This is a genomic window from Cupriavidus sp. H39 (assembly GCF_050271075.1).
Taxonomy (GTDB): domain Bacteria; phylum Pseudomonadota; class Gammaproteobacteria; order Burkholderiales; family Burkholderiaceae; genus Cupriavidus; species Cupriavidus necator_B.
The window spans coordinates 377,810-402,808 of record NZ_CP189848.1; the positions used below are offsets into that span (position 1 = coordinate 377,810).

The following is a 24,999-nucleotide window of genomic DNA, read 5'->3' on the forward strand; positions in this document are numbered from 1 at the left end:
GTAATAAGTTGAAGCTTGCGCTCTCTGCGATTCGGTCCCGGGGGGCGCCGCGGTTACTTGAGCCGCAGCGCCTCGAGGATCAGTTTTTCATCGGCCAGGCGCACCTGGGCGGTCTTGCCGTGCACATCGGCCGGAAGCGTCTGCTCCGCGGTCCGGTAGATGCCGGCGATGGAAATCAGTTCAGGCTCCATGCACGTGCTGAAGATGCGCGCGCCGGTGTTGCCCTTGACGCCCGCCAGCGCGCGGCCGCGCAGCGGGGCATAGATATGGATGTTGCCTTCGGCGATGACTTCCGCACCGTAGCTGACCACGTCCATGATGACTACGTCGCCATGCGCGTAGACCTGCTGGCCGGAGCGCAGCGGCTTGTCGATCAGCAGGGTCTGGGTCTGGCGCACGGCCGCGGCGATGGCGGCGTCGTTGGCCGCCTGCGCCGCGGCGCGGGCGGCTTCCTCGCGCGCCGCCTGCGCGGCGGCGGCCTGTTCCGCGGCGGCAGCGGCCTTGGCCTCGGCGGCACGCTCGGTGGCGCCACTGCGGCGGGCCTGGCTGTCGAGCAGCGGCAGGCCGAAGCGCTCGGCCCACTCGCGCTGGCCCGCACGGGCCACCACGCCGATGGCGCGGGCCTTGAGCGTGGCCAGCGTGTCGATCACGGTGCCGAGCGCGACTTCGCTGTCGTCTTCCAGCGCGCGCAGGTCGAGCGCGATCACGTCATTGGAGAAGAAGTCGGGGGTGGCTTCGAAGCGGGTGAGGAGGTCATCCCGCAGCGCAGCCATGTCGGCGGTCTGGAGGGCGAGAAGGAGGGCGTCGACGTTGCCACTGCGCAGCTCGAAGCGTGGCGATTTCTTCTGGGACATAGCCGGGTGACCGTGGAAATGCCACATTCTAACGTTGTATCTGTCGCGAACTGTAACAATTGGATCGATATGTACCGCAGGTGGCGCGTGGGCTCCATGCGCGCGCCGGTGGTGCAGCGCAAGTGTGGCCGGCGCGGCTTGCGCGGCATCGTACGCAGCGGCCCCGGGCCCCATGCAAAGCCTTGTTACGATTGCGCCATCTGATCAGCGGAGTTTCCATGGGCGCCATTGTCAATTGCGTGGCTTACCGGCAGGGCAAGCGCCTTGGCACGGTAAGCATGGAGGAAATCCCAACGGTGCTGGCCGTGCCCGGCACCTTCGTCTGGCTGGGACTGCATGAGCCCGAGCTGGCGTTGCTGCGCCAGGCCCAACAAGCCTTCGGGCTGCACGACCTCGCGGTCGAAGACGCGATGAACGCGCACCAGCGGCCCAAGCTCGAGGCGTACGGCGATTCCGTGTTCCTGGTGCTCAACACCGCGCAACTGGCGGAGGATGAAGTCGTGGTCGGCGAGACCCATCTGTTCGTCGGGACCCACTACGTGGTCTCGGTACGCCATGGCGCCAGCAGCACCTACACGCCGGTGCGAGAGCGCTGCGAACACGACCCGCATGGCCTGGCGAACGGGCCTGGCTATGTGCTGTACGCACTGATGGACTTTGTCGTCGACCATTACCTGCCCATCGTCACGCGGCTGGAGGACACCTTCGAGGCGCTGGAGCAGGGCATCTTCCGCGACGAATTCGACCGCGCCGCCATCGAGCGCCTGTACCAGATCAAGCGCCAGGTGCTGCGCCTGCGCAATGCGGTCAGCCCGATCGAAGACATGTGTGGGCAGCTGATCCGGCTGCACGAAGACCTGGTGCCAAAGGAATTGCGCGCCTATTTCCGCGATATCGAAGACCACGCCAGCCGGCTGGTGCGCACGCTCGACGTGGTGCGCGAAATGCTGACCACCGCGGTGCAGGTCAACCTGGCGCTGGTGACCGTTGGCCAGAACGAGGTGGTCAAGCGGCTGGCCGGCTGGGGCGCGATCCTGGCGATCCCGACGGTGGTGTTCAGCCTGTACGGCATGAACTTCGATTTCATGCCAGAGCTGAAAGTCCACTACGCCTATCCGGCCGTGATCGGCGTGACTGCGGTGGCTTGCGGCGCGCTGTGGCGGCGGCTGCACCGCGCGGGCTGGATTTGAACGCCGCGCAGAAGTATTGGTGCGACGAATGAAAGGATGGATTTTTGCAGTCCTTTGATTATTTGCGCGGATAATCGCCTGCTACCGGGCGCCCACGCAGACTCCTACACTGGAGCAAAGAAGGCCCCGCGCCCGGAGTCCGCCATGTCGAAAGCCCGTTCCCCGCATGCCGCCATGCTGGCCGGCATCCTCAGCGCATGGCTGTGGCTGCCTCCGGTTGCGGCCGCACCGCAGCCGCCCGCTCCCGCGCAGGCGCAGACCCGCGACGCGGTAGCGGCTTACGAATCGGGACGCTTCGACGAGGCCTTGCAGGGTTTCGCCGGCGCCGCGCGCCAGGGCAACCGTCTCGCGCAGTTCAACTACGCGATGATGCTGCTGCGTGGGGAGGGCACCGCCGCGCGGCCGCAAGAGGCGCTGGTGTGGCTGCGCAAGGCGGCCGACAACGGCATGACCCATGCGCAATACACCTGGGGCGATCTTTACGAGCGCGGCGAACTGGTGCCGAAATCGCTGCAAGAAGCGAACCGCTGGTATGAGCGCGCGGCGCAGGGCGGCCATGTGCAGGCGCAGATGGAACTGGCCACGAACTATTTCACCGGGCGCGGCGTGCCGCGCGACTACGCGCAGGCGTTTGCGTGGTACCGCCGCGCGGCGACCGCGGGGGATGGCGGCGCGCAGTACATCGTCGGCAGCTTCTATGAGCGCGGCGAGCCTGGCGTGGTCGAGCGGGATATCGAGCAGGCGAAGATCTGGTACGCGCGCTCCGCGGCGCACGGGGATCCGGGAGCGCTGGCGAAGCTGAGGTCGCTGCTGGAGGAAACGGTGAGGGGCAGGGCGGGGATGTAGGCAAGAACTGCCTTCACGACAACGAAGCGGTGGTTTGGGGGTGCTCCAGAGTCGCCGGAGCTAACCCAAGCAAGGTGTTCTCCCTCTCCCCTCATGGGGAGAGGGCCGGGGTGAGGGGTGGGCTAGCAAGCGACCACATCAAGCAAGGCCTACGGTGTTAACCCACCGGCCTTAGCCAGTGGAAACGCTCACCCTCACCCCCGCCCCTCTCCCGCAGGCGGGAGAGGGAGCAAACCGGCGGAGATTGAACCGCTCAACCTCAGCCCAGCTTCTTCCTCAACAACTCATTCACCTGCGCCGGGTTGGCCTTGCCCCGGGTCGCCTTCATCGCCTGGCCCACCAGCGCATTGAACGCCTTTTCCTTGCCCGCGCGGAATTCCTCGACCGACTTGGCATTGGCGGCCAGCACGTCGTCGATGATCTTTTCCAGCTCGCCGCTGTCGGACATTTGCTTCAGCCCCTTGGCCTCGATGATGGCGTCGGCGTCGCCGCCATGCTCGCCCGCCCACATGGCCGGGAACACATCCTTTTTCGCGGTGTTGTTCGACACCGTGCCGTCGGCGATGCGCGCGAGCAGCTTTGCCAGTTGCGCCGGCGTGACCGGCGCCGCGTCGATGGCGATGCCTTCGCGGTTCAGTTGCGAGGCCACGTCGCCCATCAGCCAGTTGGCGGCGGGCTTGGCACTGGCCGCGCCAGCGCCGGCAACCACGGCTTCGTAGTACGCGGCGAAGGCCTTGGTGGCGGTCAGCATGGTGGCGTCATACGCCGACAGGCCGTATTGCGAGACCAGGCGCGCCTGCATCGCTGCCGGCAACTCGGGCAGTTGGCCACGCACGCGCTCGATCCAGCCGGCGTCGATCTCCAGCGGCATCAGGTCCGGGTCGGGGAAGTAGCGGTAGTCGTGCGCATCTTCCTTGGTGCGCATGGCGCGGGTTTCGCCGGTGTCCGGGTCGAACAGCACGGTGGCCTGCTGGATCTTGCGGCCGTCTTCGATCTCGGCAATCTGCCACTGCACTTCGTATTCGATGGCCTGCTGCAGGAAGCGGAAGGAGTTCAGGTTCTTGATCTCGCGGCGCGTGCCGAATTCCTTCTGGCCCAGCGGGCGCACCGACACGTTGGCGTCGCAGCGGAAGCTGCCTTCCTGCATGTTGCCGTCGCAGATGCCCAGCCACACCACCAGCGAGTGCAGCGCCTTGGCATAGGCCACCGCTTCGGCGGCGCTGCGCATGTCGGGCTCGGTGACGATTTCCAGCAGCGGCGTGCCGGCACGGTTCAGGTCGATGCCGGTCATGCCGGCAAAGTCCTCGTGCAGCGACTTGCCCGCATCTTCCTCGAGGTGCGCGCGCGTCAGGTTGACGGTCTTCTCATAGGACTCGCCCTGCTTGCCCTCGACCTGGATGGTGATGGTGCCGCCCTGTACCACCGGAATCTCGTACTGGCTGATCTGGTAGCCCTTGGGCAGGTCGGGGTAGAAGTAGTTCTTGCGCGCAAACACGCTGCGCGGCGCGATGGTGGCGCCGATCGCCAGGCCGAACTGGATCGCGCGCTCGACCGCGCCCTGGTTCAGCACCGGCAGCACGCCCGGCAGCGCCAGGTCCACCGGCGACGCCTGCGTGTTGGCCTCGGCGCCGAAGGCGGTGGAGGTGCCGGAAAAAATCTTCGAGGCCGTCGACAGCTGCGCGTGCGTTTCGAGGCCGATCACCACTTCCCATTGCATGGCGGTATTCCTGTTCGGTTCTTTCGATGTTGTCTGTTGCGAGGGAACGGCAGCGCCGCCCCGGTGTTGGGTCTGGTCTTGCGTGGCGGTCAGGGGTCGGGGCTGGCCAGCCAGGAGTCGAGCTGGGCCAGCGCGGCGACGCGGGCCACGGCGTCGCCGCCAACGGTGACGCTCTGGGTCTTGCGCATGGCGGCGGCGGGCACGTCGGTGCGCCGATGCAGTTCGCTGGTGCCGTCAAAGCCGTGATAGGCGCCCGGATAGATCTCCAGCCGGAAGCGCGCCCCCGGCTGGCGCGCCAGCACGGCGCTCTGCAGCATCGCGCAGCGCGTCGCGGGGGTCCAGTCGTCGGCGCCGCCGATCATCAGCAGCAGCGGCGCGCGCAGGCGGAAGCTGTGCTGCTGCACCGCGCGCTTGCAGCCCGGGTAGAACGCCACCGCGCGCTCGACCGGCGGCGTGCCGGCCGGCCAGGGGCGGCTGGCGTCGACGGTGGCCAGCACCGCCTGCGCGCCGTTCGACCAGCCCAGCAGCACGATGCGGGCGGCGTCGACCGCGGGTTGCTGCGCCACCCAGCGCAGCGCGGCGAGCGCGTCGGCACGGCGGGTGCGGTCGTCGATGGCGCGCGTGTCGATGGGCTCGGTACAGATGCCGTGAGGCCTGCCGCGCGCGCTGAAGCTGTCCGGCATCAGCACCGCATAGCCGCGTTCGGTCAGCCAGTGGGCGTATTCACGGTAGCGTTGCTGCAGCAGTGCGGCAACGCCGGCCTTGTCGGTGTCGGCCGTACCAGCGGTGCGCTCGCGCGCAGGGCGCTGGGCCAGCAGGCCGCCACAGCCGTGCAGCGCCACCACCACGGGCAGCGCGCGCGGCGTGGCGCCTTCGCGCGGCAGGAACCAGTAGGCGGTCAGTGCCGGCGTGGCGGCATCGCCGCGCAGCTGCACCCGCTGCGCGGGCACGGGCGCCGTGGCCGCAGCGGCGGGCGCGGCCCGGCTCACCGCGTTCGGCGCCAGCACGCCCGCCGGCGTCAGCGGTGCCGGCGCGTCCAGTGCGGGTGCGGGCAGGTCCGGCGTATGCGCCGCGGCGCCGGCCAGCCATGCGCCGAGGCCCAGCGCCACCGCGGCGCGCACCCAGGCGGCCACCGGGCGGGCGGCGCGCGGCGCGGGTTGCGGGGTGGCGGGGGACTGGATCATGACCGGCTGCGGTGGCTTCAGCGCGTGCGGGCGCAGGCGCCGGTGCCTGGTTCGAACATCACGGGCCAGGCTTCTTCATAGATGCCGGGCGTGCAGCGCTGCTGGCAGTTGGCGTGCGCCAGCGTGACGCGGCGCGGGTCCTGCCAGACCATCAGCTTGCAGCCGCTGCCGTCGTTGGCGCGCAGTTCGATATGCGGCTTCTTCTGGACCTGGCGGAAGTCGGCCAGGTTGAAGCTGCACGAGCCGCGCTTGCCCACCCACAGCTTCCACGACAGCTGCTGCACGCTGTTGTCGGCGATGCGCAGCTGCGCGTCTTCGCGGAAGCCGTCTTCCTCGGTGCGGCGGCAGTCGCCGGCCAGGTCGATGTCGCGGCTGGCGATCGGCGTGGGCTTGCCGATGATCGGCAGCTGGATGCAGCCCGCCACCAGCGCGGCGAGCGCTGCGGCAGCGAGCAGGCGGAGCAGGGTGCGGGTCATGGTCAGGCCTTGGCGGGGCGGCGCAGGTGCCAGTCGGTCGCCTGCTGGAACGCATGCGCGGCCTGCAGCAGGCGCGCTTCGTCGAAGTAGTTGCCGATCAGCTGCAGGCCGACGGGCATGTTGCCCGCGCCGAAGCCGCACGGCACGCTCATGCCGGGCAGGCCGGCCAGGCTGGTCGACAGCGTGAAGATGTCGGCCAGGTACATCTGCACCGGGTCCGAGGTCTTCTCGCCCAGCTTCCACGCCACCGTCGGCGCCACCGGGCCCATGATCACGTCGCACTGGGCGAAGGCGCGCTGGAAATCGTCGGCGATGATGCGGCGGATCTTCTGCGCCTGCAGGTAGTAGGCGTCGTAGTAGCCGTGCGACAGCACGTAGGTGCCGACCATGATGCGGCGCTTGACCTCGGCGCCGAAGCCTTCGGCGCGGGTCTTCTTGTACATGTCGAGCAGGTCGCGGTACTCGGCGGCGCGGTGGCCGTAGCGCACCCCGTCGAAGCGCGACAGGTTGGACGAAGCCTCGGCCGGGGCGATCACGTAGTACACCGGGATCGACAGCTCGGTCTTGGGCAGCGACACCTCGACCAGCGTGGCGCCCAGCTTTTCATATTCGGCCAGCGCCGCGCGCACGGCCTGCTCGACGTCGGCCGCCAGGCCCTTGCCGAAGTATTCCTTCGGCAGGCCGATGCGCAGGCCGGCCAGCGGGCGCTCGGCGGTGGCGCCGGCGCGCGGCTGGCTCAGCAGGCGGGTGTAGTCCTCGTCGACGCCGCCCTGCGCGGGCGGGATGCTGGTCGAGTCCTTCGGATCGAAGCCGGCCATGGCGTTGAGCAGCAGCGCGCAGTCCTCGGCGCTGTGGGCCATCGGGCCGCCCTGGTCCAGCGACGAGGCAAAGGCGATCATGCCGTAGCGCGACACGCGGCCGTAGGTCGGCTTGATCCCGGTGATGCCCGAGAACGAGGCCGGCTGGCGGATCGAGCCGCCGGTGTCGGTGCCGGTGGCGGCGGGCGCGAGGCCGGCGGCGACCGCGGCGGCCGAGCCGCCCGACGAACCGCCGGGCACGCGGCTGGTGTCCCAGGGGTTGCGCACCGGGCCGAAATGCGAGTTCTCGTTGGACGAGCCCATCGCAAATTCGTCCATATTGGTCTTGCCCAGCGTGACCATGCCGGCCGCGGCCATGCGCTCGACCACGGTGGCGTCGAACGGGCTTTCATAGCTGGCCAGCATCTTCGAGCCGGCCGTGGCACGCCAGCCGCGCGTGACGAACACATCCTTGTGCGCGACCGGCACGCCGGTCAGCGGCGCGGCCTCGCCGCGCGCGCGGCGTGCGTCGGCGGCGCGAGCCTGGGCCAGCGTCAGCTCGGCATCGACGTGGATAAAGGCGTTGAGCGCGGCGGCCTGCTCGATGCGGGCCAGGTACTCGCGCGCGAGTTCCTCGGCGGAGACGGTGCGCGCGGCCAGGGCGTCGGCAAGCTGGCGCAGGGAAGTCACGGAATCAGCGGAAAAGGGCATGACAGTCGGTTGGCATCAGGGGTGTTGTACTGGCGGGCGGCCGGCGCCGGACCGCGCGCCTGGCGGCGCCGGCGGCATGGGCCGGGCAACGGTCATTCGATGACCTTGGGCACCAGGTACAGGCCGTTTTCGGTGGCCGGCGCGGGGCGCTGGTAGTCGGCGCGGCGGTCGGCTTCGGTGACCACGTCCTCGCGCAGGCGCTGGACCATGTCGCGCACGGCCGACAGCGGATGTGCCAGCGGCTCGATGCCGGTAGTGTCGACCGCCTGCATCTGTTCGACCAGCGAGAAAAAGTTGTTCAGCTGCGCAAGCGTCTGTTCGGCCTCGGCATCGCTGGTTTCGATGCGGGCGAGGTGGGCAATGCGCTTGACGTCGGATAGGTCGAGGGCCATGGCGTGGTGGGTCGATGCTCGGATGCTCGGAATACGAAAGGCGGCGCGGGCTGCGCCGGCGGCTGGCTTACGGGGCCGCCGCGTGGCGTGGCCCGGGGACCTGACCGCGGGCGCCGGAGGGCGCCCCGGAGTCGCCAGAATTGCAGGTATTTTCAGGCTGTAAACGCCCGAAGCCGCTGGAATTATAAGGTATCATTGCGAGTTACCGACCTTTGGCAACGCCTACGCCACATGGCCTGCGGCCGGCGCCCCCGCGCCGGGTGTCCGAAGGCGCCCGAAGGGCAAACCTGGGTCCTCTGATTAGGCCTTGCCGCCGGTCCCGCATGTCGCGCCACAGCCGACGTGATGCGCCGGCGTCTGCACATTTCCGCGAACTTTTTCGCGGGGTCTAATCAAAGGTTCCCGTAGGGCCGGCGCGCGCGGTGCGCCGGCGGTGCCGATCCCATGCCCATCCGGCCGGACAACCTCCGGCCGGGCGGCGGGCGGAGCGGGAAGCCGAGAACCATTCCGTATTCAACACCACGTACTTCGTGGCCGGGCCGCTCGCGGCGCCGGCCGCTTCGCCTACCCGCGAACACCACCACAGACAGGATTCCTGATGTTCGGATTTCTCCGCAGCTACTTCTCCAACGACCTGGCGATCGACCTCGGCACCGCCAACACGCTGATCTACATGCGCGACAAGGGCATCGTGCTGGACGAGCCCTCGGTGGTTGCGATCCGCCAGGAAGGCGGCCCCAACGCCAAGAAGACCATCACGGCGGTGGGCAAGGAAGCCAAGCAGATGCTGGGCAAGGTGCCGGGCAATATCGAGGCGATCCGCCCGATGAAGGACGGCGTGATCGCCGACTTCACCGTCACCGAGCAGATGCTCAAGCAATTCATCAAGATGGTGCATGACAGCAAGCTGCTGCGCCCGAGCCCGCGCATCATCATCTGCGTGCCGTGCGGCTCGACCCAGGTCGAGCGCCGCGCCATCCGCGAATCGGCGCTGGGCGCCGGCGCCAGCCAGGTCTACCTGATCGAGGAGCCGATGTCGGCGGCGATCGGCGCCGGCCTGCCGGTGTCGGAGCCGTCGGGCTCGATGGTGGTCGATATCGGCGGCGGCACCACCGAGGTCGGCATCATCTCGCTGGGCGGCATGGTCTACAAGGGTTCGGTGCGCGTCGGCGGCGACAAGTTCGACGAGGCCATCGTCAACTACATCCGCCGCAACTACGGCATGCTGATCGGCGAACAGACCGCCGAGGCCATCAAGAAGGAAATCGGCTCGGCCTTCCCGGGCTCCGAGGTCCGCGAGATGGAAGTCAAGGGCCGCAACCTGTCCGAAGGCATCCCGCGCGCGTTCACGGTGTCGTCCAATGAAATCCTGGAAGCCCTCACCGATCCGCTCAACCAGATCGTGTCGGCGGTGAAGATCGCGCTGGAACAGACTCCGCCCGAACTGGGCGCCGACATCGCCGAGCGCGGCATGATGCTGACCGGCGGCGGCGCGCTGCTGCGCGACCTGGACCGCCTGCTGGCCGAGGAAACCGGCCTGCCGGTGCTGGTCGCCGAAGACCCGCTGACCTGCGTGGTGCGCGGCTCCGGCATGGCGCTGGAACGCATGGACAAGCTCGGCAGCATCTTCTCGTACGAGTAAGCAGGACGCTCACGTGGCGATGCGCGGCGTGCCGGATCGACCGATCATGGCGGCGCCGCGGCGCCGCATCCGCCGGGGCCGGGCCCTGGCAGTTCCCGCCGCCCGACCGTGCCGCGCCTGTCCCCGCCAGGGGGCGGGGCGCGGCACGGCGGGCGGCGGGGCGTTTCCGCGTGGCCTCCGGCCTTTGTTCGGGTAAATGGATTACTCCCCTCCGCCGCTCTTCAAGCAAGGCACCTCGGCTGTCGCCAGGCTGGTCCTGTACGTGGGCATCGCGCTGGCGCTGCTGGTGGTCGATGCCCGTTTCGACGCGCTGCGCGTCGGGCGGCAGGTTGCCGCCACCGTGCTGATGCCGGTCGAGCGCCTGGTGCTGGCGCCGCGCGATGCGCTGCGCGCCATGTTCGACTACGCGCAGTCGTCGGCGACGCTCGCCACCGAGAACCGCGAGCTGCGCCAGCACGCCGTGCAGCAGGCCCAGGCCTCGGTGCGCCAGGCGCAGCTCGAGGCCGAGAACAACCAGCTGCGCAAGCTGCTCGGGCTGGCGCAGCAGTCGGCCACGCCGGTGACGGCGGCCGAAATCCTGTATGACGCGCGCGACCCGTACAGCCAGCGCATCGTGATCGACAAGGGTAGCCAGCACGGCCTGCGCGCCGGCTACCCGGTGATCGACGAGCGCGGCGTGGTGGGGCAGGTCACGCGCGTGTCGCCGTTCCAGTCCGAAGTGACGCTGCTGACTGACAAGGACCAGGCGATTCCGGTGCAGGTGGTGCGCAACGGCCTGCGCAGCGTGGCCTTCGGCGGTGCGCGCGCCGGCCAGCTGGACCTGCGCTTCATGGCCGCCGCCGCCGACCTGCAGCAGGGCGACCTGCTGGTGACCTCGGGCCTGGACGGCACCTATCCGCCGGGCCTGCCGGTGGCGAAGATCGTGCAGATCGAGCGCAAGGCCGATACCGCGTTCTCGCGCGTCTATTGCGAGCCGGTGGCCGGCGTGCGCGCGCACCGCCAGCTGCTGGTGGTGCGCTACGACGCCGCCATCCCGGCGCGCGAAGCGGTCGAGGCCCGGCCGGAAGCGCCGGTCAGGGGCGCCCGGTCCGCCGCCGCGCGCGCCGCCGCCGACAGCGCCGCGGCGGGCAAGGCCGCGTCCGCCAAGGAGGCACCACGGTGACCAATCCCCAATACCTGCTGCGGCCGGTCAACCCGGCCTTTATCGCCTTCAGCTTCGTGCTGGCGTTCCTGTTCAACCTGATGCCGTGGGGCACCACGCTGTGGATTCCGGACATGGTGGCGCTGGTGCTGGTGTTCTGGAACATCCACCAGCCGCGCAAGGTGGGCATGGGCGTGGCCTTCCTGCTGGGCCTGCTGATGGACGTGCACGATGCCCGGCTGCTGGGCGAGCACGCGCTGGCGTACACGCTGCTGGCCTACTTCGCCATCACCATCCACCGCCGCGTGCTGTGGTTCACGGTCTACACCCAGGCGCTGCACGTGCTGCCGCTGCTGTTCATCGCGCACGCGGTGCCGGTGCTGATCCGGCTGGCCATGGGCGCACCGTTGCCCGGCTGGCCGCTGCTGCTGGCACCGGCGATCGAGGCGCTGCTGTGGCCGCTTGCGACCAGCCTGCTGCTGGCGCCGCAGCGCCGCTCGAACGACGTCGACGAGACCCGGCCGATCTGACGCCGCCATCGCCATCGCCCGCCACCGTCCACCACCGATGTCTCCAGGCCACGCAGTACCATGACCGAAATCCGCAACGTCGAACTGGAAATCGGCCGCTTCCGCATCCGCGTGGCGGCCGCGGCGCTGTTTACGGTGATCTGCTTCGGCCTGCTGTTCTCGCGCTTCCTGTGGCTGCAGTGGTACAAGCATGACCAGTACTCGGCCAAGGCCGAGGACAACCGCATCTCGGTGGCGCCGATCGAGCCCAACCGCGGCATCATCATGGACCGCAACGGGGTCGTGCTGGCGCGCAATTATTCGGCGTACACGCTGGAGATCACGCCGTCCAAGCTGACCGATACGCTGGACAACACCATCGAGAGCCTGTCCGGGCTGGTGGAGATCCAGCCGCGCGACCGGCGCCGCTTCAAGCGGCTGATGGAAGAGTCCCGCAGCTTCGAAAGCCTGCCGATCCGCAGCCAGCTGACCGACGAGGAAGTGGCGCGCTTCTCCGCGCAGCGCTTCCGCTTCCCGGGCGTGGATGTGCGCGCGCGGCTGTTCCGCCAGTATCCGCTGGGCGAGTCGGCGTCGCACGTGGTGGGCTACCTGGGCCGCATCTCGCAGCGTGACCAGGAGCGCATCGAGGCCATGGACGAGGCCAACGATGCCGACGCCGCCAAGTACGATCCGCGCAAGGATGCCGACAACTACAAGGGCTCCAACTACATCGGCAAGATCGGCCTGGAGCAGAGCTACGAGAGCGAGCTGCACGGGCTGACCGGCTTCGAGGAAGTGGAAGTCAGCGCGGGCGGGCGCCCGATCCGCACGCTGTCCACTTCGCCCGCCACGCCCGGCAACAACCTGATCCTGTCGCTCGACATCCGCCTGCAGCAACTGGCCGAGGCCCTCTATGGCAATCGCCGCGGCGCGCTGGTGGCGATCGAGCCGTCCACCGGCGACATCCTGGCCTTCGTCTCCAAGCCGACCTTCGATCCCAACCTGTTTGTCGAGGGCATCGACACCAATACCTGGAACGAGCTCAACGGCTCGCCCGACAAGCCGCTGCTGAACCGGCCCCTGCGCGGCACCTATCCGCCCGGCTCGACCTACAAGCCGTTCATGGCGCTGGCCGCGCTGACCACCGGCAAGCGCACCGCGGCGTGGGGCATGTCGGATCCGGGCTTCTTCACGCTGGGCAACCACACCTTCCGCGACGACAAGCCGGGCGGCCACGGCTGGGTCGACATGCACAGCTCGATCGTGCATTCGTGCGATACCTATTACTACGCGCTGGCGCGCGACATGGGCGTCAACGGCATCCATGACTTCATGAAGCCACTGGGCTTCGGCCAGATCACTGGCATCGACATCGAGGGCGAAAGCCGCGGCATCCTGCCGTCGACCGAATGGAAGCGCAAGGCTTACCGCAAGCCCGAGCAGCAGAAGTGGTATGACGGCGAGACCATCTCGCTGGGCATCGGCCAGGGCTACAACAGCTTCACCATCCTGCAGTTGGCGCAGGCCACTTCGGTGATCGTCAACAACGGCAAGGTGATGAAGCCACACCTGGTCAAGGCGGTGGAAGACGCGGTCACGCGCAAGCGCGCGCTGACAGTGCCCAAGGAAAGCTACACGATTCCGCTCAAGCAGGCCGATATCGACGTGATCAAGCGCGCGATGGTGGCGGTGACGCACTCCGGCACCGCTGCGCGCGTGTTTGCCGGCGCGGCGTATGAGTCGGCGGGCAAGACCGGCACGGCGCAGACCTACAGCCTTTCCAAAGGCGAGAAGTACAACCACCACGCGCTCGACGAGCGCAAGCGCGACCACTCGCTGTACACGGCCTTTGCGCCGGCCGACAACCCGAAGATCGCGATCGCGCTGATCGTCGAGAACGCCGGCTTCGGCGCCGCGGTGGCCGCGCCGATCGCGCGCAAGGTGATGGACTACTACCTGACCGGCAAGTGGCCCGCCGAACTCGAGGCGATCGCCCCCCCTGCCGGCGAGCGCGTGGCGGGCCGCGCGCCAGTGGATACGCCGAGCGTGTTCACCACCGGCCAGACCGCCAGCATTGCCAGCGCCACGGTAATGTCCAGCGGCGGCGCGCCTGCCAGTGGCGCTGCCGCCAGCGCGGTGGCGGCGGCCTCGGGCGCGCAGGCGCCGACGCCGGAGGCCATCGCCGCCACGCTGGATCCCGACGCCATCGCCCCGGCCTCTGCGGTGCAGACGCTGGACCAGCGCATGCTGCAGGCACTTGGCCACAGCAAGCCGCAGACCCCCGCGCCGGCCTCGGCGACGGTGGTGCCGGCCAAGGCGCCCGCGCCCAAACCACGCGTCAAGCCCGTGGCTGCCAAGGCAGCCAGCGGTGCCGACGCCACTCGCTGAAGGAGACGCGCATGGATCGCCGCCGCGTCCTGTCCCTGGTCAAGACCGCGCTGACCGGTTTCGACAAACCGCTTTCGCTGATCGTGTTCCTGCTGTTCGCCACCGGCATCGTCGCGCTGTACTCGGCCGCCATCGACATGCCGGGCCGCGTCGAGGACCAGTTGCGCAACATCCTGCTGTCGTACGTGGTGATGCTCGTGATCGCCTACCTCCCTACGCAGACGCTGATGCGAGTCGCGGTGCCGATCTACACGGTAGGAGTGGCGTTGCTGATCGCGGTGGCCATGTTCGGCCTGATCCGCAAGGGCGCGCGCCGCTGGCTCTATGTCGGCATGGTGATCCAGCCCTCCGAGATCATGAAGATCTCGATGCCGCTGATGCTGGCGTGGTACTTCCAGAAGCGCGAGGGCGTGATCCGGTGGTTTGACTTCGTGGTGGCGCTGGTGATGCTGCTGATCCCGGTGGGGCTCATCGCCAAGCAGCCCGACCTGGGCACCGCGCTGCTGGTGATGGCCGCGGGCGTGTACGTGATCTACTTCGCCGGCCTCTCGTGGCGGCTGATCCTGCCGCTGCTGGGGCTGCTGGTGGTGGCGATCACCCTGCTGATCACGTTCCAGAACGACATCTGCGCGCCGGGCGTGAACTGGCCGGTGCTGCACGACTACCAGCAGCACCGCGTCTGCACGCTGCTGGACCCGACCAGCGATCCGCTGGGCAAGGGTTTCCACACGATTCAGTCGATCATCGCGATCGGCTCCGGCGGAGTCGAGGGCAAGGGCTGGCTCAAGGGGACGCAGACCCACCTGGAGTTCATCCCCGAGAAGCACACCGACTTTATCTTCGCGGTGTATTCGGAAGAGTTCGGGCTGATCGGCAACGCGGTGCTGCTGGTGCTGTACCTGCTGCTGATCTTCCGCGGGCTGTTCATCGCGGCCAATGCGCCGACGCTGTTCTCGCGGTTGCTGGCGGGATCGATCACGCTGATCTTCTTCACCTATGCCTTCGTCAACATGGGCATGGTCAGCGGCATCCTGCCGGTGGTGGGGGTGCCGCTGCCGCTGATGAGCTATGGCGGCACCGCACTGGTGACGCTGGGCGCGGGCATCGGCATCCTGATGAGCATTTCGCGGCAGAAGCGGCTGATTCAGACGTAGCGGGGGCATGCCAAAGGTTTGCTCCCCTCTCCCGCTTGCGGGAGAGGGGCCGGGGGTGAGGGCGGGAGGGTCAAAGGCTGAGGCCTGTGGGTTAACACCGTTGGCCTTGCTTGAAGTGGCTCCTCGCTAAACCACCCCTCACCCCGGCCCTCTCCCCATGAGGGGAGAGGGGGAACACCTTGCTTGGGCTAGTCCGGGCGGCTTGGGCGCACCTGACACCGGACGTCTCTTTGCTTTGTTGGGTTTGCTAAACTGCCACCCACTTTACCTCTACCGGTCCACGCCCCATGAACGCCCACGACGTTGCCGCCTACCTGCAGAGCCATCCTGAATTCTTCGAAGAGCATGCCGAGCTGCTGGCCGCGGTGCAGCTGACCAGCCCGCACAGCCATCGCGCCGTGTCGCTGCAGGAGCGCCAGATGGAAATCCTGCGCGAGAAGAACAAAGGACTGGAGCTGCGCCTGGCGGACCTGGTCCGCCATGGCCACGAGAACGACCGCACCCAGCAGCGCATGCACGACTGGCAGCTGCGCCTGCTGGCCGAGGCCGATTCGCACGCGCTGCCGTATGCCGTGCAGGACGGCCTGCAGCAGGTGTTCGACGTGCCGGCGGTGGCTCTCAGGCTGTGGGATGTCGCCGAGCAGTACGCGCACATGGAAGTGGCGCAGGGCGCCAGCGAAGACCTGCGCATCTTTGCCGAGGGCCTGCGCGCACCGTTCTGCGGCAGCAACAGCGGCTTCGAGGCGGCCAGCCTGCTCGAGCGCGACGATATCACCTCGCTGGCGATGGTGACGCTGCGCGTGCCGGTGCGCGCCGGCGAGGCCGAGGCTGGCGCCGATGTGCGTGGCGCCGCCTTTGGCATGCTGGTGCTGGGCTCGCCCGATCCGCGCCGTTTCCACGAAGGCATGGGCACCGCCTACCTGTCGCAGATCGGCGAAGTCGCGGGTGCCGCGCTGAACCGGTTGCGCGACTGAAGCCATGACTGCACGCCGGCCGCCGCGCGACGCGGTCGCGCCGCCCGCTGCCGCCGGCGGCGAAGCGCCGCCGTCAGACCCGCTGGTCACGCGCTATCTCGACTGGCTGCGCGGCAGCCGTAAGCTGGCCGAGCATACGCTGTCAAATTACGCGCGCGAACTGCGCGTGCTGCAGGCACACGCGGCGCAGCATGCGCCGGGCGTCGCGCTGCTGGCGCTGCAGACCCACCATATCCGCAATTTCGCCGCGCGGCTGCATGCCGCCGGGCTGGTCGGCACCAGCATCGCGCGCGCGCTGTCGGCCTGGCGCGGCTTCTACCTGTGGGCGGCGCGGCACGGCCACGGCGTCAGCGTGAATCCGGTCGACGGCGTGCGCGCGCCGCGCTCGGGGCACGCGCTGCCCAAGGCGCTGTCAGTCGAGCACGCGGTGGCGCTGGTCGCGCACCCTGCGGGCACCGATGCCGAGGCGCTGCGCGACCAGGCCGTCTACGAACTGTTCTATTCCAGCGGGCTGCGGCTGTCCGAGCTGGTGCAGCTGGACCTGCGCTATGCCGATGCCGACGGCTACCGCTCCAGCGGCTGGCTCGACCTGGCCGGCGCCGAGGTGACCGTGACCGGCAAGGGCTCGCGCCGGCGCTCGGTGCCGGTCGGCAGCAAGGCCGTCGCCGCGCTGCAGGCGTGGCTCGCGGTGCGCGACGCCTGGCTGCGGCCGGGCGCGGCGCCCGAGGACGCCCATGCCTTGTTCCTCGGTCCGCGCGGGCGGCGCCTGTCGATGCGCACGGTGCAGTTGCGGCTCAAGCAGCAGGCGCTGCGCGCCGGCGTGCCCGCCGATGTGCATCCGCATATGCTGCGGCATTCCTTCGCCACGCACATGCTGCAATCTTCCGGCGACCTGCGCGCGGTGCAGGAAATGCTCGGCCATGCCAGCATCTCGACCACGCAGGTCTACACCGCGCTGGATTTCCAGCACCTCGCCAAGGTCTACGACAAGGCCCACCCGCGTGCCGGCCGGGCACGCGCGAAAGCGGCGGCCGATGCCCCGGGCCGGGCGGCGGATAGCGACGATACGCCGGAAGACTGATTCACTCCCACTGCGCCAGCACTTCGCGAAAGCGCTCGATCTCGGGCAGCAGCCAGCCACGGAACGCCTGCACCTTGGGCAGGTTCAGCGCGCCCGGCGCGCACACAAAGTACAACAGCCACGGGCATGGAATGCTGACCTCGAACAGCCGCACCACGCGCCCGGACAGCAGGTCGTTGCACGCCAGCGACGAGCGGATCAGGGCAATGCCCTGGCCTTCCGAGGCGGCCTGCAGCAGCAGCGACGAATCTTCCAGCAGCAAGCCCTTGCGCGGCTCGGGCCAATCGAGCCCGGCGGCCTCGAACCACGGCTTCCACGGATCGCCCTCGCCGCGCAGCAGCGGCAGGCCCGCCATGTCCTGCGGCCGTTCGGGCAGCCGCCCGCCGTTGAAGGCAGGGCTGCATACCGGGAAGAAGACATCGTCGAGCAGCCGTTCCACATACAGGCCGGGATAGTCGCCGCTGCCCATGCGCAGCGCGACATCGACCTCTTCGTGCGCAAAATTGACCAGCGTGTTCGACGACAGCAGTTCGACATCCAGTTCCGGGTGGCGCTCGATAAAGCTGCCGATGCGCGGCGTCAGCCAGCGCGCGGCGAACGACGGCATGGTGCTGATGGTCAGGCGCTTGTCGCGGTTGCCGGCCTGCAGCGCGCGCGTGGCATCGGCGATCTGCAGCAGGGCGTCGCGCACGCGCTCGGCATAGAGCCGGCCCGCCGGGGTCAGCGCCACGCGCTTGCCGTGGCGCTCGAACAGCGGCATGCCCAGTTCTTCTTCCAGCGCGCGGATCTGGTGGCTGACCGCGCCGTGCGTGACGAACAGCTCCGTCGCGGCGCGCGAAAAGCTCTCGTGCCGCGCCGCGGCTTCGAACGCGCGCAGCGCGGTCAGCGCCGGCAGGCGCGGCAACTCGCGGTGCCAGCCACGCGGCAGGTCTTTTTCCCAGGCGCTTTTCCAGGCCATGGCCGCCTCCAGGCAATCGGGGTTATGTGAGATTGGCTAACAAGAACAAAGAAAATATATCGTTTTGATAGTGGCCAGGCAATCACTAATATTCCATCACCGGCCCCCGCAGTTGCCCCCTTCTTTACCACGATATTCGCAGGATTTAACTGGCCTGGTCCCCTTGCCGGGCCAGTTCCGGCGACCCGCGGCGAATCCGTACTGTGTCTGGCGTATCCCCGCCAGGGCCGGCTGAACGGAGAACCACCATGAAAACCGTGCTCACAACGACCGAGTTCACCCTGAATCCTGGCGAAGTCACCACGCTGTCGGTGCATGCGCCCCAGCGCCTGCACATTGCAGAGGCCCGTGGCACCGATGTGTGGCTGACTCGCGAGAATGATTCGGAGGACTACTGGCTGCGTTGTGGCGGCAGCCTGTTGCTGCGCAGCGGCGACGAGGTGGTGCTCAGCATAGATCCGCGTGCCTTGCATCCGGTGCGGCTGGCGCTGATTGCCGAGGCGCGCCGCCCGGCGCTGGCGCTGGCCGACCTGCCCCACCTGGTGTATCGCAGCCTGCGCCGGCTGGTTCGAGGCACCGAGTGGACGCCGAACCAGGAGCGGGTCACCGCCTCCTGAAGTTGGAGAGGGCGGAGCAACGTCCGCGTCGCATCGGGGCCGGGGCCATCTGCGCCTGGTCTGGTCGCGTGACGCAGCGGACGATTCCGCTCCCTGAACGGGGCAGGCAGGGCCGGCGCAAGCCGGCCCTTTTCGTTACACTCTCGCCATGCATCCGATTCAAGTCATCGAACGCGGCCGCGAGGACTATCAGCCGTGTTTCGACGCGATGCGCGCCTTCACCGCCGCGCGCACCTCTGATACGCCCGACCAGGTCTGGCTGGTCGAGCATCCGCCGGTCTACACGCTGGGCCAGGCGGGCGACCCCGCGCACCTGCTGGCGCCGGACGAGCGCATTCCGGTGGTGCAGATCGATCGTGGCGGGCAGATCACTTACCACGGGCCGGGACAGGTCGTGGCTTATCTGCTGCTTGACCTGCGCCGCCGCCGCCTGATGGTGCGCGAGCTGGTGCACGGCATCGAGCAGGCCGTGCTGGACACGCTCGCGGCGTATAATCTCGCAGCCGAACGCAAGCCCGGCGCCCCCGGCATCTACCTGTCCGGCGGGCCCCGCCAGGGCGCCAAGATTGCCGCGCTCGGCCTCAAGATCCGCAACGGCTGCAGCTACCACGGCGTCAGCCTCAACGTGCAGATGGACCTGTCGCCGTTCCTGCGCATCAATCCCTGCGGCTATGCCGGACTGGAAACGGTCGACATGGCCACCGCGGGAGCCACCTGTCCGGTGGCGGATGCCGATGGCGCGCCGGTGCCCGTGACCGCGGCAAGACAACCCGAAATCGCACAGCGCCTGGCGGCTGCATTGTGCGAGGTGCTGGCAGCGCACGAAGCTCGCGTGCTGGCAGCTGAAGAACCTGCCGCCCCGGCCCTGGCCTCCTAGTCAAAAGCGAAATGCACGCCGAGCGCGTGCGGAGAAATGTATGAGCGACGCCCTGATCGCCACTTCCAGCGAAGCCCCGCAGTCCCCCGCGGAGCAGTACGACCCGACCCGCAAGCAGAAGTCGGCCGACAAGACCGCACGCATCCCCATCAAGATCGTGCCGGCCGAAAAGCTCAAGAAGCCGGACTGGATCCGCGTGAAGGCCGCCACCGGCAATTCGCGTTTCTATGAGATCAAGGACATCCTGCGCGCCAACAACCTGGTGACGGTGTGCGAGGAAGCGAGTTGCCCGAATATCGGCGAATGCTTCGGCAAGGGCACCGCCACCTTCATGATCATGGGCGACAAGTGCACGCGCCGCTGCCCGTTCTGCGACGTCGGCCACGGCCGACCCGATCCGCTCGACGTGAACGAGCCCGGCAACCTGGCGCGCACCATCGCCCAGCTCAAGCTGAACTACGTGGTCATCACCAGCGTCGACCGCGACGACCTGCGCGATGGCGGCGCCCAGCACTATGTCGACTGCATCTCGCAGACGCGCGAGCTGTCGCCCGGCACCCGCATCGAAGTGCTGGTGCCCGACTTCCGCGGCCGCCTGGACAAGGCGCTGGACATCCTGCAGGCCTGCCCGCCGGATGTGATGAACCACAACATGGAAACCGTGCCGCGCCTGTACAAGCAGGCCCGCCCGGGCGCTGACTACGCGCACTCGCTCAAGCTGCTGCAGGAGTTCAAGCGCCGCAATCCCAATGTGCCGACCAAGTCCGGCCTGATGGTCGGCCTGGGCGAGACCGACGAGGAAATCCTGGAAGTCATGCGCGACATGCGCGCCCACGACATCGACATGCTGACCATCGGCCAGTACCTGGCGCCGTCGAACCATCACCTGCCGGTGCTGCGCTACGTGCATCCGGACACGTTCAAGATGTTCGAGGAGGAGGCTTACAAGATGGGCTTCACCCACGCCGCCGTGGGGGCGATGGTGCGCAGCTCTTACCATGCCGACCAGCAGGCGCATCAGGCGGGGTTTGCCTGAGAGAGCTGGTCAGTTGGATGGAATAGAAAACGGCCGGGAATTTTCCCGGCCGTTTTGCTTTGGTGCCCCCGGCCCATCCTAGGGTCAACCCCGACTGTCCCGTCGCCGGCAATGTCGATATGATGAATTCATCGATAAATTATCGATGAAATACAAAGACGTCACATTCCGGCTTGTCTGCCTACACTGGTTAGCAAGTGCGCTAACGGGAATCTCATGAACTGCACCGTCCACCGACTCGCCGAGCAGGCGCTGCTGTACAGCGTCGCGCCGCCTGCATCGCTGGCCGTCCAGCGCCGGATCTGGGCCATGGCCGCGCGGGCGGCCGACTGGCGCGGCGTGGTGGACGTGGTGCCAGGCATGAACAACCTCACCGTCATCTTCGACGGCAGCGCCGACGTGGACGCGCTGGAGCGCAACCTGAAGCTGGCGTGGGCCTCGGGGGAGGCGCGCAATGCGACCGGCAAGCTGGTCGAGATCCCGGTGCGCTACGGCGGCGAGCATGGGCCCGACCTGGGCGACGTCGCCGCGCATACCGGCCTGTCGCCGCAGGAAGTGGTGCGCCGCCATGCCGCGGGCGAGTACGTGGTCTACTTCCTCGGCTTCCAGCCGGGCTTCGCCTATATGGGCGGGCTGGCGCCGGAACTGGCGACGCCGCGCCGGCGCGAGCCGCGGCTGGCGGTGCCGGCCGGGTCGGTGGGCATCGGCGGCGAGCAGACCGGGATCTATCCGGCGGTGTTGCCGGGCGGCTGGCAGCTGATCGGGCGCACCGACGCCGAACTCTTCGTGGCGGACCGCGATCCGCCGTCCCTGTTTGCGCCCGGCGATACCGTGCGCTTTGTCGCCGAGGAAATCATCGCGTGATCGAGATCATTCGTCCCGGCGCGCTCGCCTCGGTGCAGGACCTGGGCCGTACCGGCTTCCGCCGTTTTGGCGTGGGCCGCTGCGGGGCCATGGACATGCTGGCGGTGGAAGTCGGCAACCGCCTGCTCGGCAACGCGCCGGAGTGCGCCGCCATTGAATTCACGCTGGGCCGCGCCGCGGTGCGCTTCCATGCCGATATGCGGGTAGCGCTCGCAGGCGCCGAATGCGGCGCCAACCTCGACGGCGTGCCGGTGTGGTCGTGGCACGCGTTCGACGCGCACAAGGGCGAGACCCTGACGCTGCCGTCGACCCGGGGTGGCACGCGCGTGTACCTGTGCGTGGCGGGCGGCATTGCGGTCGATCCGGTGATGGGCTCGCGCAGCACCGACCTGAAGTCCGGTTTCGGCGGGCTGGGCGGCCGCGCGCTGCAGGAGGGCGACCGCCTGCCCGCGGGACGCCCGGGGCTGGAAGCCGAGACCGACTGGATCGGCGTGCAGGCGCCGGCGTGGGCGCTGCCGGCCGCAGTCGAAGGCAAGGCCACGACGATCCGCATGCTGCCCGGTCCGGAATACGATGACTTTGACGCGGCCTCGCAGGCCGCGCTGTGGCAGGCGGACTGGACCGTCACGCCCAACAGCAACCGCATGGGCCTGCGCCTGAACGGGCCGGCGCTGGCGCGGCGCGCCGGGCGCAGCGCCGACCTGCTGTCGCACGGCGTGGTGCCGGGCGTGATGCAGGTGCCGCCGGCCGGGCAGCCGATCGCGCTGATGGCCGATGCGCAGACCACCGGCGGCTATCCCAAGATCGGCGTGGTGATCGGCGCCGACCTGTGGCGCCTGGCGCAGGTGCCGCTGGGCGCGCCGGTGCGCTTCGCCCAGGTCACGCTGGCGCAGGCCGAGGCGGCGCAGGCCGAGCTGGCACGCTACCTGCGCCAGATCGAGCAGGCGCTGCGGTGGCAGGGCGATGGCATGCCGATTGCCGCGCGCCGGCGCACACGCACGCGGGTGGCCGCATAAGGGCGCAAGGCGCCGCACTGGAGAAGGGCAATGCAGATCGATTTGAACGCGGATCTTGGCGAAGGCTGTGGCAATGACGAGGCGCTGCTGGCGCTGATCAGCTCGGCCAATATCGCCTGCGGCTGGCACGCGGGCGACGCCGCCACCATGGTGCAGACGGTGAAGTGGGCGCTCGAGCGCGGCGTGGCGATCGGGGCGCACCCGAGCTACCCCGACCGCGAGAACTTCGGCCGCACCGAGATGCAGCGCGACCCCGAGCACGTCTACGCCGACGTGCTGTACCAGATCGGCGCGCTCGCCGCGATCGTGCGCGCGCAGGGCGGCCAGCTGCACCACGTCAAGCCGCATGGCGCGCTGTACAACCAGGCCGTGCGCGATCCGGTGCTGGCGCGCGCGATTGTGCGCGCGGTGCGCGACTTCGACGCCGACCTGGTGTTCTTCGGCCTGGCCGGCAGCCAGATGATTGACGTGGCGAAGGAGGCCGGCCTGCGCGTCAAGCAGGAGGTCTTTGCCGACCGCGGCTACAACCCCGACGGCACGCTGGTCAGGCGCGGCACGCCGGGCGCGCTGCACGAGGACGAGGAAGTCGCCCTGGGCCAGACCCTGACCATGGTGCGCGAGCGGCGCGTGCGCGCCATCGACGGCACCTGGGTACCGATTCAGGCCGAAACCGTGTGTCTGCACGGCGACGGCGCCCACGCGCTGGCCTTTGCGCGCCGCATCCGGGAACGGCTGGGCGCAGAGGGCATCGCGATCCGCGCCGGCGACTGAGCGCGTTCACCCGCCTTCACGCCGGCATTTCTCTCACGCGGCCCGCCCCGTCACGCGTCACGGCGGCTGCTGTCCGCGCGCCTTCGTTATCTTCGTTTGGTGTTTCCATGGAACAGGCAGTCAATCTCTGGCCCCTTGTCGGGGTCGGCGTCATCATCGTCGGCTTCGTGCTGCGCTTCAATCCCATGCTGGTGGTGGTGCTCGCCGCGCTGGCAACGGGGCTGGCCGCGCCCATGCCGCTGATGCAGATCTTCGCGGCGATCGGCACCGCTTTCGTCAAGGCGCGCAACCTGCCGCTGATCATCCTGCTGCCGCTGGCCGTGATCGGCCTGCTGGAGCGGCACGGGCTGCGCGAGCATGCGCAGGCGTGGATCGCGCGCATCGCCTCGGCCACGGTCGGGCGCCTGCTGATCGTCTACCTCGGCGTGCGCGAGCTGACCGCGGCGATCGGGCTGACCAGCCTCGGCGGCCACCCGCAGATGGTGCGTCCGCTGCTGGCGCCGATGGCCGAGGGCGCGGCCGAAAACCGCTTCGGCCACCTGCCCGAGCCGGTGCGCCAGCGCGTACTGGCCTTCTGCGCCGCCACCGACAACGTGGGCCTGTTTTTCGGCGAGGATATCTTCGTGGCATTCGGCGCGATCGCGCTGATGCATACCTTCCTGCTGTCGTCGAACATCGATGTGGAGCCGCTGCATATCGCCGTGTGGGGCATTCCCACCGCGATCTGCGCGTTCCTGATCCATGCGGTGCGCCTCAAGCGCCTGGATGGCTGGCTCGAGCGCGAGCTGGGCGGCAAGGCGGTGCCGGCCATGCCTGCCAAGAGCGCGGAATAAGGAGCGCGCCATGATTATCTCCATCGAATACCTCTACTGGCTCGCCGGCCTGGTGCTGGCCATTACCGCGCTGATGACCTTCGCCGACCGCGCGCATCCGCGCCGTCTCAGCACCGGCCTGTTCTGGCTGCTGTACGCGATCGTGTTCCTGATTGGCGACCGGCTGCCGCCGGCCGCGGTCGGCATCGGCGCGGTGGTGATGGCGCTGATCGCCGGCTTCGGCGGCGTCGGCCACGGCAAGCATGAGAGCCTGCCCGAGGCAGAACGCCGCGCCAGCGCGAGCCGCCTCGGCAACAAGCTGTTCATCCCGGCGCTGCTGATCCCGCTGGTGACCGTGATCGGCACCATGCTGTTCAAGGACGTCAAGATCGCCGGCGTGCCGCTGCTCGATCCGAAGAACGTGACCTTCGTCTCGCTGGGCATCGGCTGCCTGGTCTCGCTGGCGGTGGTGTGCTGGCTCACGCGCGACACCGTGGCGCAGGGCCTGCGCGAATCGCGCCGGCTGACCGAATCGCTGGGCTGGGCGCTGGTGCTGCCGCAGATGCTGGCGATGCTGGGGCTGGTGTTTGCCGACGCCGGCGTGGGCAAGGCCGTGGCGCACCTGACCACCGCCTATATCAACCTGGACTACAAGCTGGTGGCGGTGGCGGTCTATTGCGTGGGCATGGCGCTGTTCACCGTGATCATGGGCAATGGCTTCGCGGCCTTCCCGGTGATGACCGGCGGCGTAGGCGTGCCCATCCTGGTCGGCATGTTCGGCGGCAATCCGGCGGTGATGGCGGCGATCGGCATGTTCTCGGGCTATTGCGGTACGCTGATGACGCCGATGGCGGCCAACTTCAATATCGTGCCGGCGGCGCTGTTGGAGCTCGACGACAAGAACGCCGTGATCCGCGCGCAGGTGCCGACCGCGCTGGCGATCCTGGCGGCCAATATCGCGCTGCTGTATTTCCTGATGTAACCGAGGGAGC

The 24,999-nt window shown here is 68.6% G+C and carries 24 protein-coding genes; 17 read left to right on the forward strand and 7 right to left on the reverse strand.

Annotated elements, in window-relative coordinates; all coding sequences use genetic code 11:
- Positions 1-53: 53 nt before the first annotated feature.
- Positions 54-854, reverse strand: coding sequence for a septum site-determining protein MinC (minC, locus tag ACOCMH_RS17155; RefSeq protein ID WP_171516588.1), 801 nt, complete (start codon positions 852-854; stop codon positions 54-56).
- Positions 855-1,072: 218 nt separating this feature from the next.
- Between minC and ACOCMH_RS17160 the strand changes: the two genes are divergently transcribed.
- Both ACOCMH_RS17160 and ACOCMH_RS17165 read left to right on the forward strand, forming a co-directional pair.
- On the forward strand, positions 1,073-2,044 hold the full coding sequence (locus tag ACOCMH_RS17160; protein WP_427312221.1) for a magnesium and cobalt transport protein CorA: 972 nt from the start codon (positions 1,073-1,075) through the stop codon (positions 2,042-2,044).
- A 144-nt stretch (positions 2,045-2,188) separates the two neighbouring features.
- Positions 2,189-2,890: a tetratricopeptide repeat protein gene (locus ACOCMH_RS17165; RefSeq protein WP_427312222.1), complete on the forward strand. Its 702-nt coding sequence runs from the start codon at positions 2,189-2,191 to the stop codon at positions 2,888-2,890.
- 259 nt (positions 2,891-3,149) lie between these two features.
- Here ACOCMH_RS17165 and gatB read toward each other — a convergent pair whose 3' ends face one another.
- The 5 genes from gatB to gatC all read right to left on the reverse strand — a co-directional run bounded on the left by gatB (position 3,150) and on the right by gatC (position 8,167).
- Positions 3,150-4,607 carry an Asp-tRNA(Asn)/Glu-tRNA(Gln) amidotransferase subunit GatB gene (gatB, locus tag ACOCMH_RS17170; protein WP_427312223.1) on the reverse strand — a complete coding sequence of 486 codons (1,458 nt, stop codon included), beginning with the start codon at positions 4,605-4,607 and terminating at the stop codon, positions 3,150-3,152.
- 89 nt (positions 4,608-4,696) lie between these two features.
- Positions 4,697-5,791 carry a dienelactone hydrolase family protein gene (locus ACOCMH_RS17175; RefSeq protein WP_427312224.1) on the reverse strand — a complete coding sequence of 365 codons (1,095 nt, stop codon included), beginning with the start codon at positions 5,789-5,791 and terminating at the stop codon, positions 4,697-4,699.
- Positions 5,792-5,808: 17 nt separating this feature from the next.
- Entirely contained in the window at positions 5,809-6,267 is a 459-nt protein-coding gene (locus tag ACOCMH_RS17180) for a hypothetical protein (protein WP_171516593.1), read from the reverse strand.
- A gap of 2 nt (positions 6,268-6,269) precedes the next feature.
- A complete protein-coding gene (gene gatA / locus ACOCMH_RS17185) occupies positions 6,270-7,775 on the reverse strand; it encodes an Asp-tRNA(Asn)/Glu-tRNA(Gln) amidotransferase subunit GatA (RefSeq protein WP_427312225.1) in 1,506 nt (501 codons plus the stop codon).
- A gap of 92 nt (positions 7,776-7,867) precedes the next feature.
- Positions 7,868-8,167, reverse strand: a complete 300-nt coding sequence (gatC, locus tag ACOCMH_RS17190) for an Asp-tRNA(Asn)/Glu-tRNA(Gln) amidotransferase subunit GatC (RefSeq protein ID WP_116355310.1) — start codon at positions 8,165-8,167, stop codon at positions 7,868-7,870.
- A 598-nt stretch (positions 8,168-8,765) separates the two neighbouring features.
- Between gatC and ACOCMH_RS17195 the strand changes: the two genes are divergently transcribed.
- From ACOCMH_RS17195 to ACOCMH_RS17225, 7 genes are all read left to right on the forward strand, one after another.
- Positions 8,766-9,809, forward strand: coding sequence for a rod shape-determining protein (locus ACOCMH_RS17195; RefSeq protein ID WP_008648066.1), 1,044 nt, complete (start codon positions 8,766-8,768; stop codon positions 9,807-9,809).
- 196 nt (positions 9,810-10,005) lie between these two features.
- Positions 10,006-10,971 carry a rod shape-determining protein MreC gene (gene mreC, locus ACOCMH_RS17200; protein WP_427312226.1) on the forward strand — a complete coding sequence of 322 codons (966 nt, stop codon included), beginning with the start codon at positions 10,006-10,008 and terminating at the stop codon, positions 10,969-10,971.
- Positions 10,968-11,480, forward strand: a complete 513-nt coding sequence (gene mreD / locus ACOCMH_RS17205; RefSeq protein ID WP_115212027.1) for a rod shape-determining protein MreD — start codon at positions 10,968-10,970, stop codon at positions 11,478-11,480. Before mreC ends, mreD begins: the two co-directional genes overlap by 4 nt.
- A gap of 60 nt (positions 11,481-11,540) precedes the next feature.
- Positions 11,541-13,847: a penicillin-binding protein 2 gene (gene mrdA / locus ACOCMH_RS17210; RefSeq protein ID WP_427312227.1), complete on the forward strand. Its 2,307-nt coding sequence runs from the start codon at positions 11,541-11,543 to the stop codon at positions 13,845-13,847.
- 11 nt (positions 13,848-13,858) lie between these two features.
- Positions 13,859-15,001, forward strand: coding sequence for a rod shape-determining protein RodA (gene rodA / locus ACOCMH_RS17215; protein ID WP_427312228.1), 1,143 nt, complete (start codon positions 13,859-13,861; stop codon positions 14,999-15,001).
- A 287-nt stretch (positions 15,002-15,288) separates the two neighbouring features.
- The gene (locus ACOCMH_RS17220) at positions 15,289-15,975 is read left to right on the forward strand and encodes a DUF484 family protein (RefSeq protein ID WP_427312229.1); all 687 of its coding nucleotides are present in this window, start codon (positions 15,289-15,291) and stop codon (positions 15,973-15,975) included.
- 4 nt (positions 15,976-15,979) lie between these two features.
- Positions 15,980-17,056, forward strand: a complete 1,077-nt coding sequence (locus ACOCMH_RS17225) for a tyrosine recombinase XerC (protein WP_427312230.1) — start codon at positions 15,980-15,982, stop codon at positions 17,054-17,056.
- Position 17,057: 1 nt separating this feature from the next.
- On the opposite strand, the gene ACOCMH_RS17230 is transcribed toward ACOCMH_RS17225, so the two are convergent.
- On the reverse strand, positions 17,058-18,014 hold the full coding sequence (locus ACOCMH_RS17230; protein ID WP_427312231.1) for a transcriptional regulator GcvA: 957 nt from the start codon (positions 18,012-18,014) through the stop codon (positions 17,058-17,060).
- A gap of 248 nt (positions 18,015-18,262) precedes the next feature.
- Between ACOCMH_RS17230 and ACOCMH_RS17235 the strand changes: the two genes are divergently transcribed.
- The 8 genes from ACOCMH_RS17235 to ACOCMH_RS17270 all read left to right on the forward strand — a co-directional run bounded on the left by ACOCMH_RS17235 (position 18,263) and on the right by ACOCMH_RS17270 (position 24,989).
- Positions 18,263-18,631: a DUF2917 domain-containing protein gene (locus ACOCMH_RS17235; RefSeq protein ID WP_427312232.1), complete on the forward strand. Its 369-nt coding sequence runs from the start codon at positions 18,263-18,265 to the stop codon at positions 18,629-18,631.
- A gap of 148 nt (positions 18,632-18,779) precedes the next feature.
- Positions 18,780-19,508, forward strand: a complete 729-nt coding sequence (gene lipB / locus ACOCMH_RS17240; protein ID WP_427312233.1) for a lipoyl(octanoyl) transferase LipB — start codon at positions 18,780-18,782, stop codon at positions 19,506-19,508.
- A 40-nt stretch (positions 19,509-19,548) separates the two neighbouring features.
- Positions 19,549-20,544 (forward strand): lipoyl synthase, encoded by a 996-nt coding sequence (lipA, locus tag ACOCMH_RS17245; RefSeq protein ID WP_171516603.1) that lies wholly within the window; start codon positions 19,549-19,551, stop codon positions 20,542-20,544.
- Positions 20,545-20,760: 216 nt separating this feature from the next.
- Positions 20,761-21,408: a 5-oxoprolinase subunit PxpB gene (pxpB, locus tag ACOCMH_RS17250; protein ID WP_427312234.1), complete on the forward strand. Its 648-nt coding sequence runs from the start codon at positions 20,761-20,763 to the stop codon at positions 21,406-21,408.
- On the forward strand, positions 21,405-22,424 hold the full coding sequence (locus ACOCMH_RS17255; protein ID WP_427312235.1) for a biotin-dependent carboxyltransferase family protein: 1,020 nt from the start codon (positions 21,405-21,407) through the stop codon (positions 22,422-22,424). The genes pxpB and ACOCMH_RS17255 overlap by 4 nt, the downstream gene beginning before the upstream one ends.
- 30 nt (positions 22,425-22,454) lie before the next feature.
- Positions 22,455-23,195 (forward strand): 5-oxoprolinase subunit PxpA, encoded by a 741-nt coding sequence (pxpA, locus tag ACOCMH_RS17260; RefSeq protein ID WP_427312236.1) that lies wholly within the window; start codon positions 22,455-22,457, stop codon positions 23,193-23,195.
- Between the two features lie 107 nt (positions 23,196-23,302).
- Positions 23,303-24,028, forward strand: a complete 726-nt coding sequence (locus ACOCMH_RS17265; RefSeq protein ID WP_427312237.1) for a DUF969 domain-containing protein — start codon at positions 23,303-23,305, stop codon at positions 24,026-24,028.
- Positions 24,029-24,038: 10 nt separating this feature from the next.
- Positions 24,039-24,989 carry a DUF979 domain-containing protein gene (locus ACOCMH_RS17270; RefSeq protein WP_427312238.1) on the forward strand — a complete coding sequence of 317 codons (951 nt, stop codon included), beginning with the start codon at positions 24,039-24,041 and terminating at the stop codon, positions 24,987-24,989.
- The last annotated feature ends 10 nt before the right edge of the window (positions 24,990-24,999 follow it).

Coding starts and splice junctions, on each gene's coding strand:
- ACOCMH_RS17230 (WP_427312231.1), bottom strand. CDS start 18,014: ATGGCCTGGAAAAGCGCCTGGGAAAAAGACCTGCCGCGTGGCTGGCAC.
- ACOCMH_RS17195 (WP_008648066.1), top strand. CDS start 8,766: ATGTTCGGATTTCTCCGCAGCTACTTCTCCAACGACCTGGCGATCGAC.
- ACOCMH_RS17225 (WP_427312230.1), top strand. CDS start 15,980: ATGACTGCACGCCGGCCGCCGCGCGACGCGGTCGCGCCGCCCGCTGCC.
- lipA (WP_171516603.1), top strand. CDS start 19,549: ATGAGCGACGCCCTGATCGCCACTTCCAGCGAAGCCCCGCAGTCCCCC.
- lipB (WP_427312233.1), top strand. CDS start 18,780: ATGCATCCGATTCAAGTCATCGAACGCGGCCGCGAGGACTATCAGCCG.
- ACOCMH_RS17270 (WP_427312238.1), top strand. CDS start 24,039: ATGATTATCTCCATCGAATACCTCTACTGGCTCGCCGGCCTGGTGCTG.
- pxpA (WP_427312236.1), top strand. CDS start 22,455: ATGCAGATCGATTTGAACGCGGATCTTGGCGAAGGCTGTGGCAATGAC.
- ACOCMH_RS17220 (WP_427312229.1), top strand. CDS start 15,289: ATGAACGCCCACGACGTTGCCGCCTACCTGCAGAGCCATCCTGAATTC.
- gatB (WP_427312223.1), bottom strand. CDS start 4,607: ATGCAATGGGAAGTGGTGATCGGCCTCGAAACGCACGCGCAGCTGTCG.
- gatA (WP_427312225.1), bottom strand. CDS start 7,775: ATGCCCTTTTCCGCTGATTCCGTGACTTCCCTGCGCCAGCTTGCCGAC.
- ACOCMH_RS17235 (WP_427312232.1), top strand. CDS start 18,263: ATGAAAACCGTGCTCACAACGACCGAGTTCACCCTGAATCCTGGCGAA.
- ACOCMH_RS17180 (WP_171516593.1), bottom strand. CDS start 6,267: ATGACCCGCACCCTGCTCCGCCTGCTCGCTGCCGCAGCGCTCGCCGCG.
- gatC (WP_116355310.1), bottom strand. CDS start 8,167: ATGGCCCTCGACCTATCCGACGTCAAGCGCATTGCCCACCTCGCCCGC.
- rodA (WP_427312228.1), top strand. CDS start 13,859: ATGGATCGCCGCCGCGTCCTGTCCCTGGTCAAGACCGCGCTGACCGGT.
- minC (WP_171516588.1), bottom strand. CDS start 854: ATGTCCCAGAAGAAATCGCCACGCTTCGAGCTGCGCAGTGGCAACGTC.
- ACOCMH_RS17175 (WP_427312224.1), bottom strand. CDS start 5,791: ATGATCCAGTCCCCCGCCACCCCGCAACCCGCGCCGCGCGCCGCCCGC.
- ACOCMH_RS17265 (WP_427312237.1), top strand. CDS start 23,303: ATGGAACAGGCAGTCAATCTCTGGCCCCTTGTCGGGGTCGGCGTCATC.
- ACOCMH_RS17165 (WP_427312222.1), top strand. CDS start 2,189: ATGTCGAAAGCCCGTTCCCCGCATGCCGCCATGCTGGCCGGCATCCTC.
- pxpB (WP_427312234.1), top strand. CDS start 20,761: ATGAACTGCACCGTCCACCGACTCGCCGAGCAGGCGCTGCTGTACAGC.
- mreC (WP_427312226.1), top strand. CDS start 10,006: ATGGATTACTCCCCTCCGCCGCTCTTCAAGCAAGGCACCTCGGCTGTC.
- ACOCMH_RS17160 (WP_427312221.1), top strand. CDS start 1,073: ATGGGCGCCATTGTCAATTGCGTGGCTTACCGGCAGGGCAAGCGCCTT.
- mrdA (WP_427312227.1), top strand. CDS start 11,541: ATGACCGAAATCCGCAACGTCGAACTGGAAATCGGCCGCTTCCGCATC.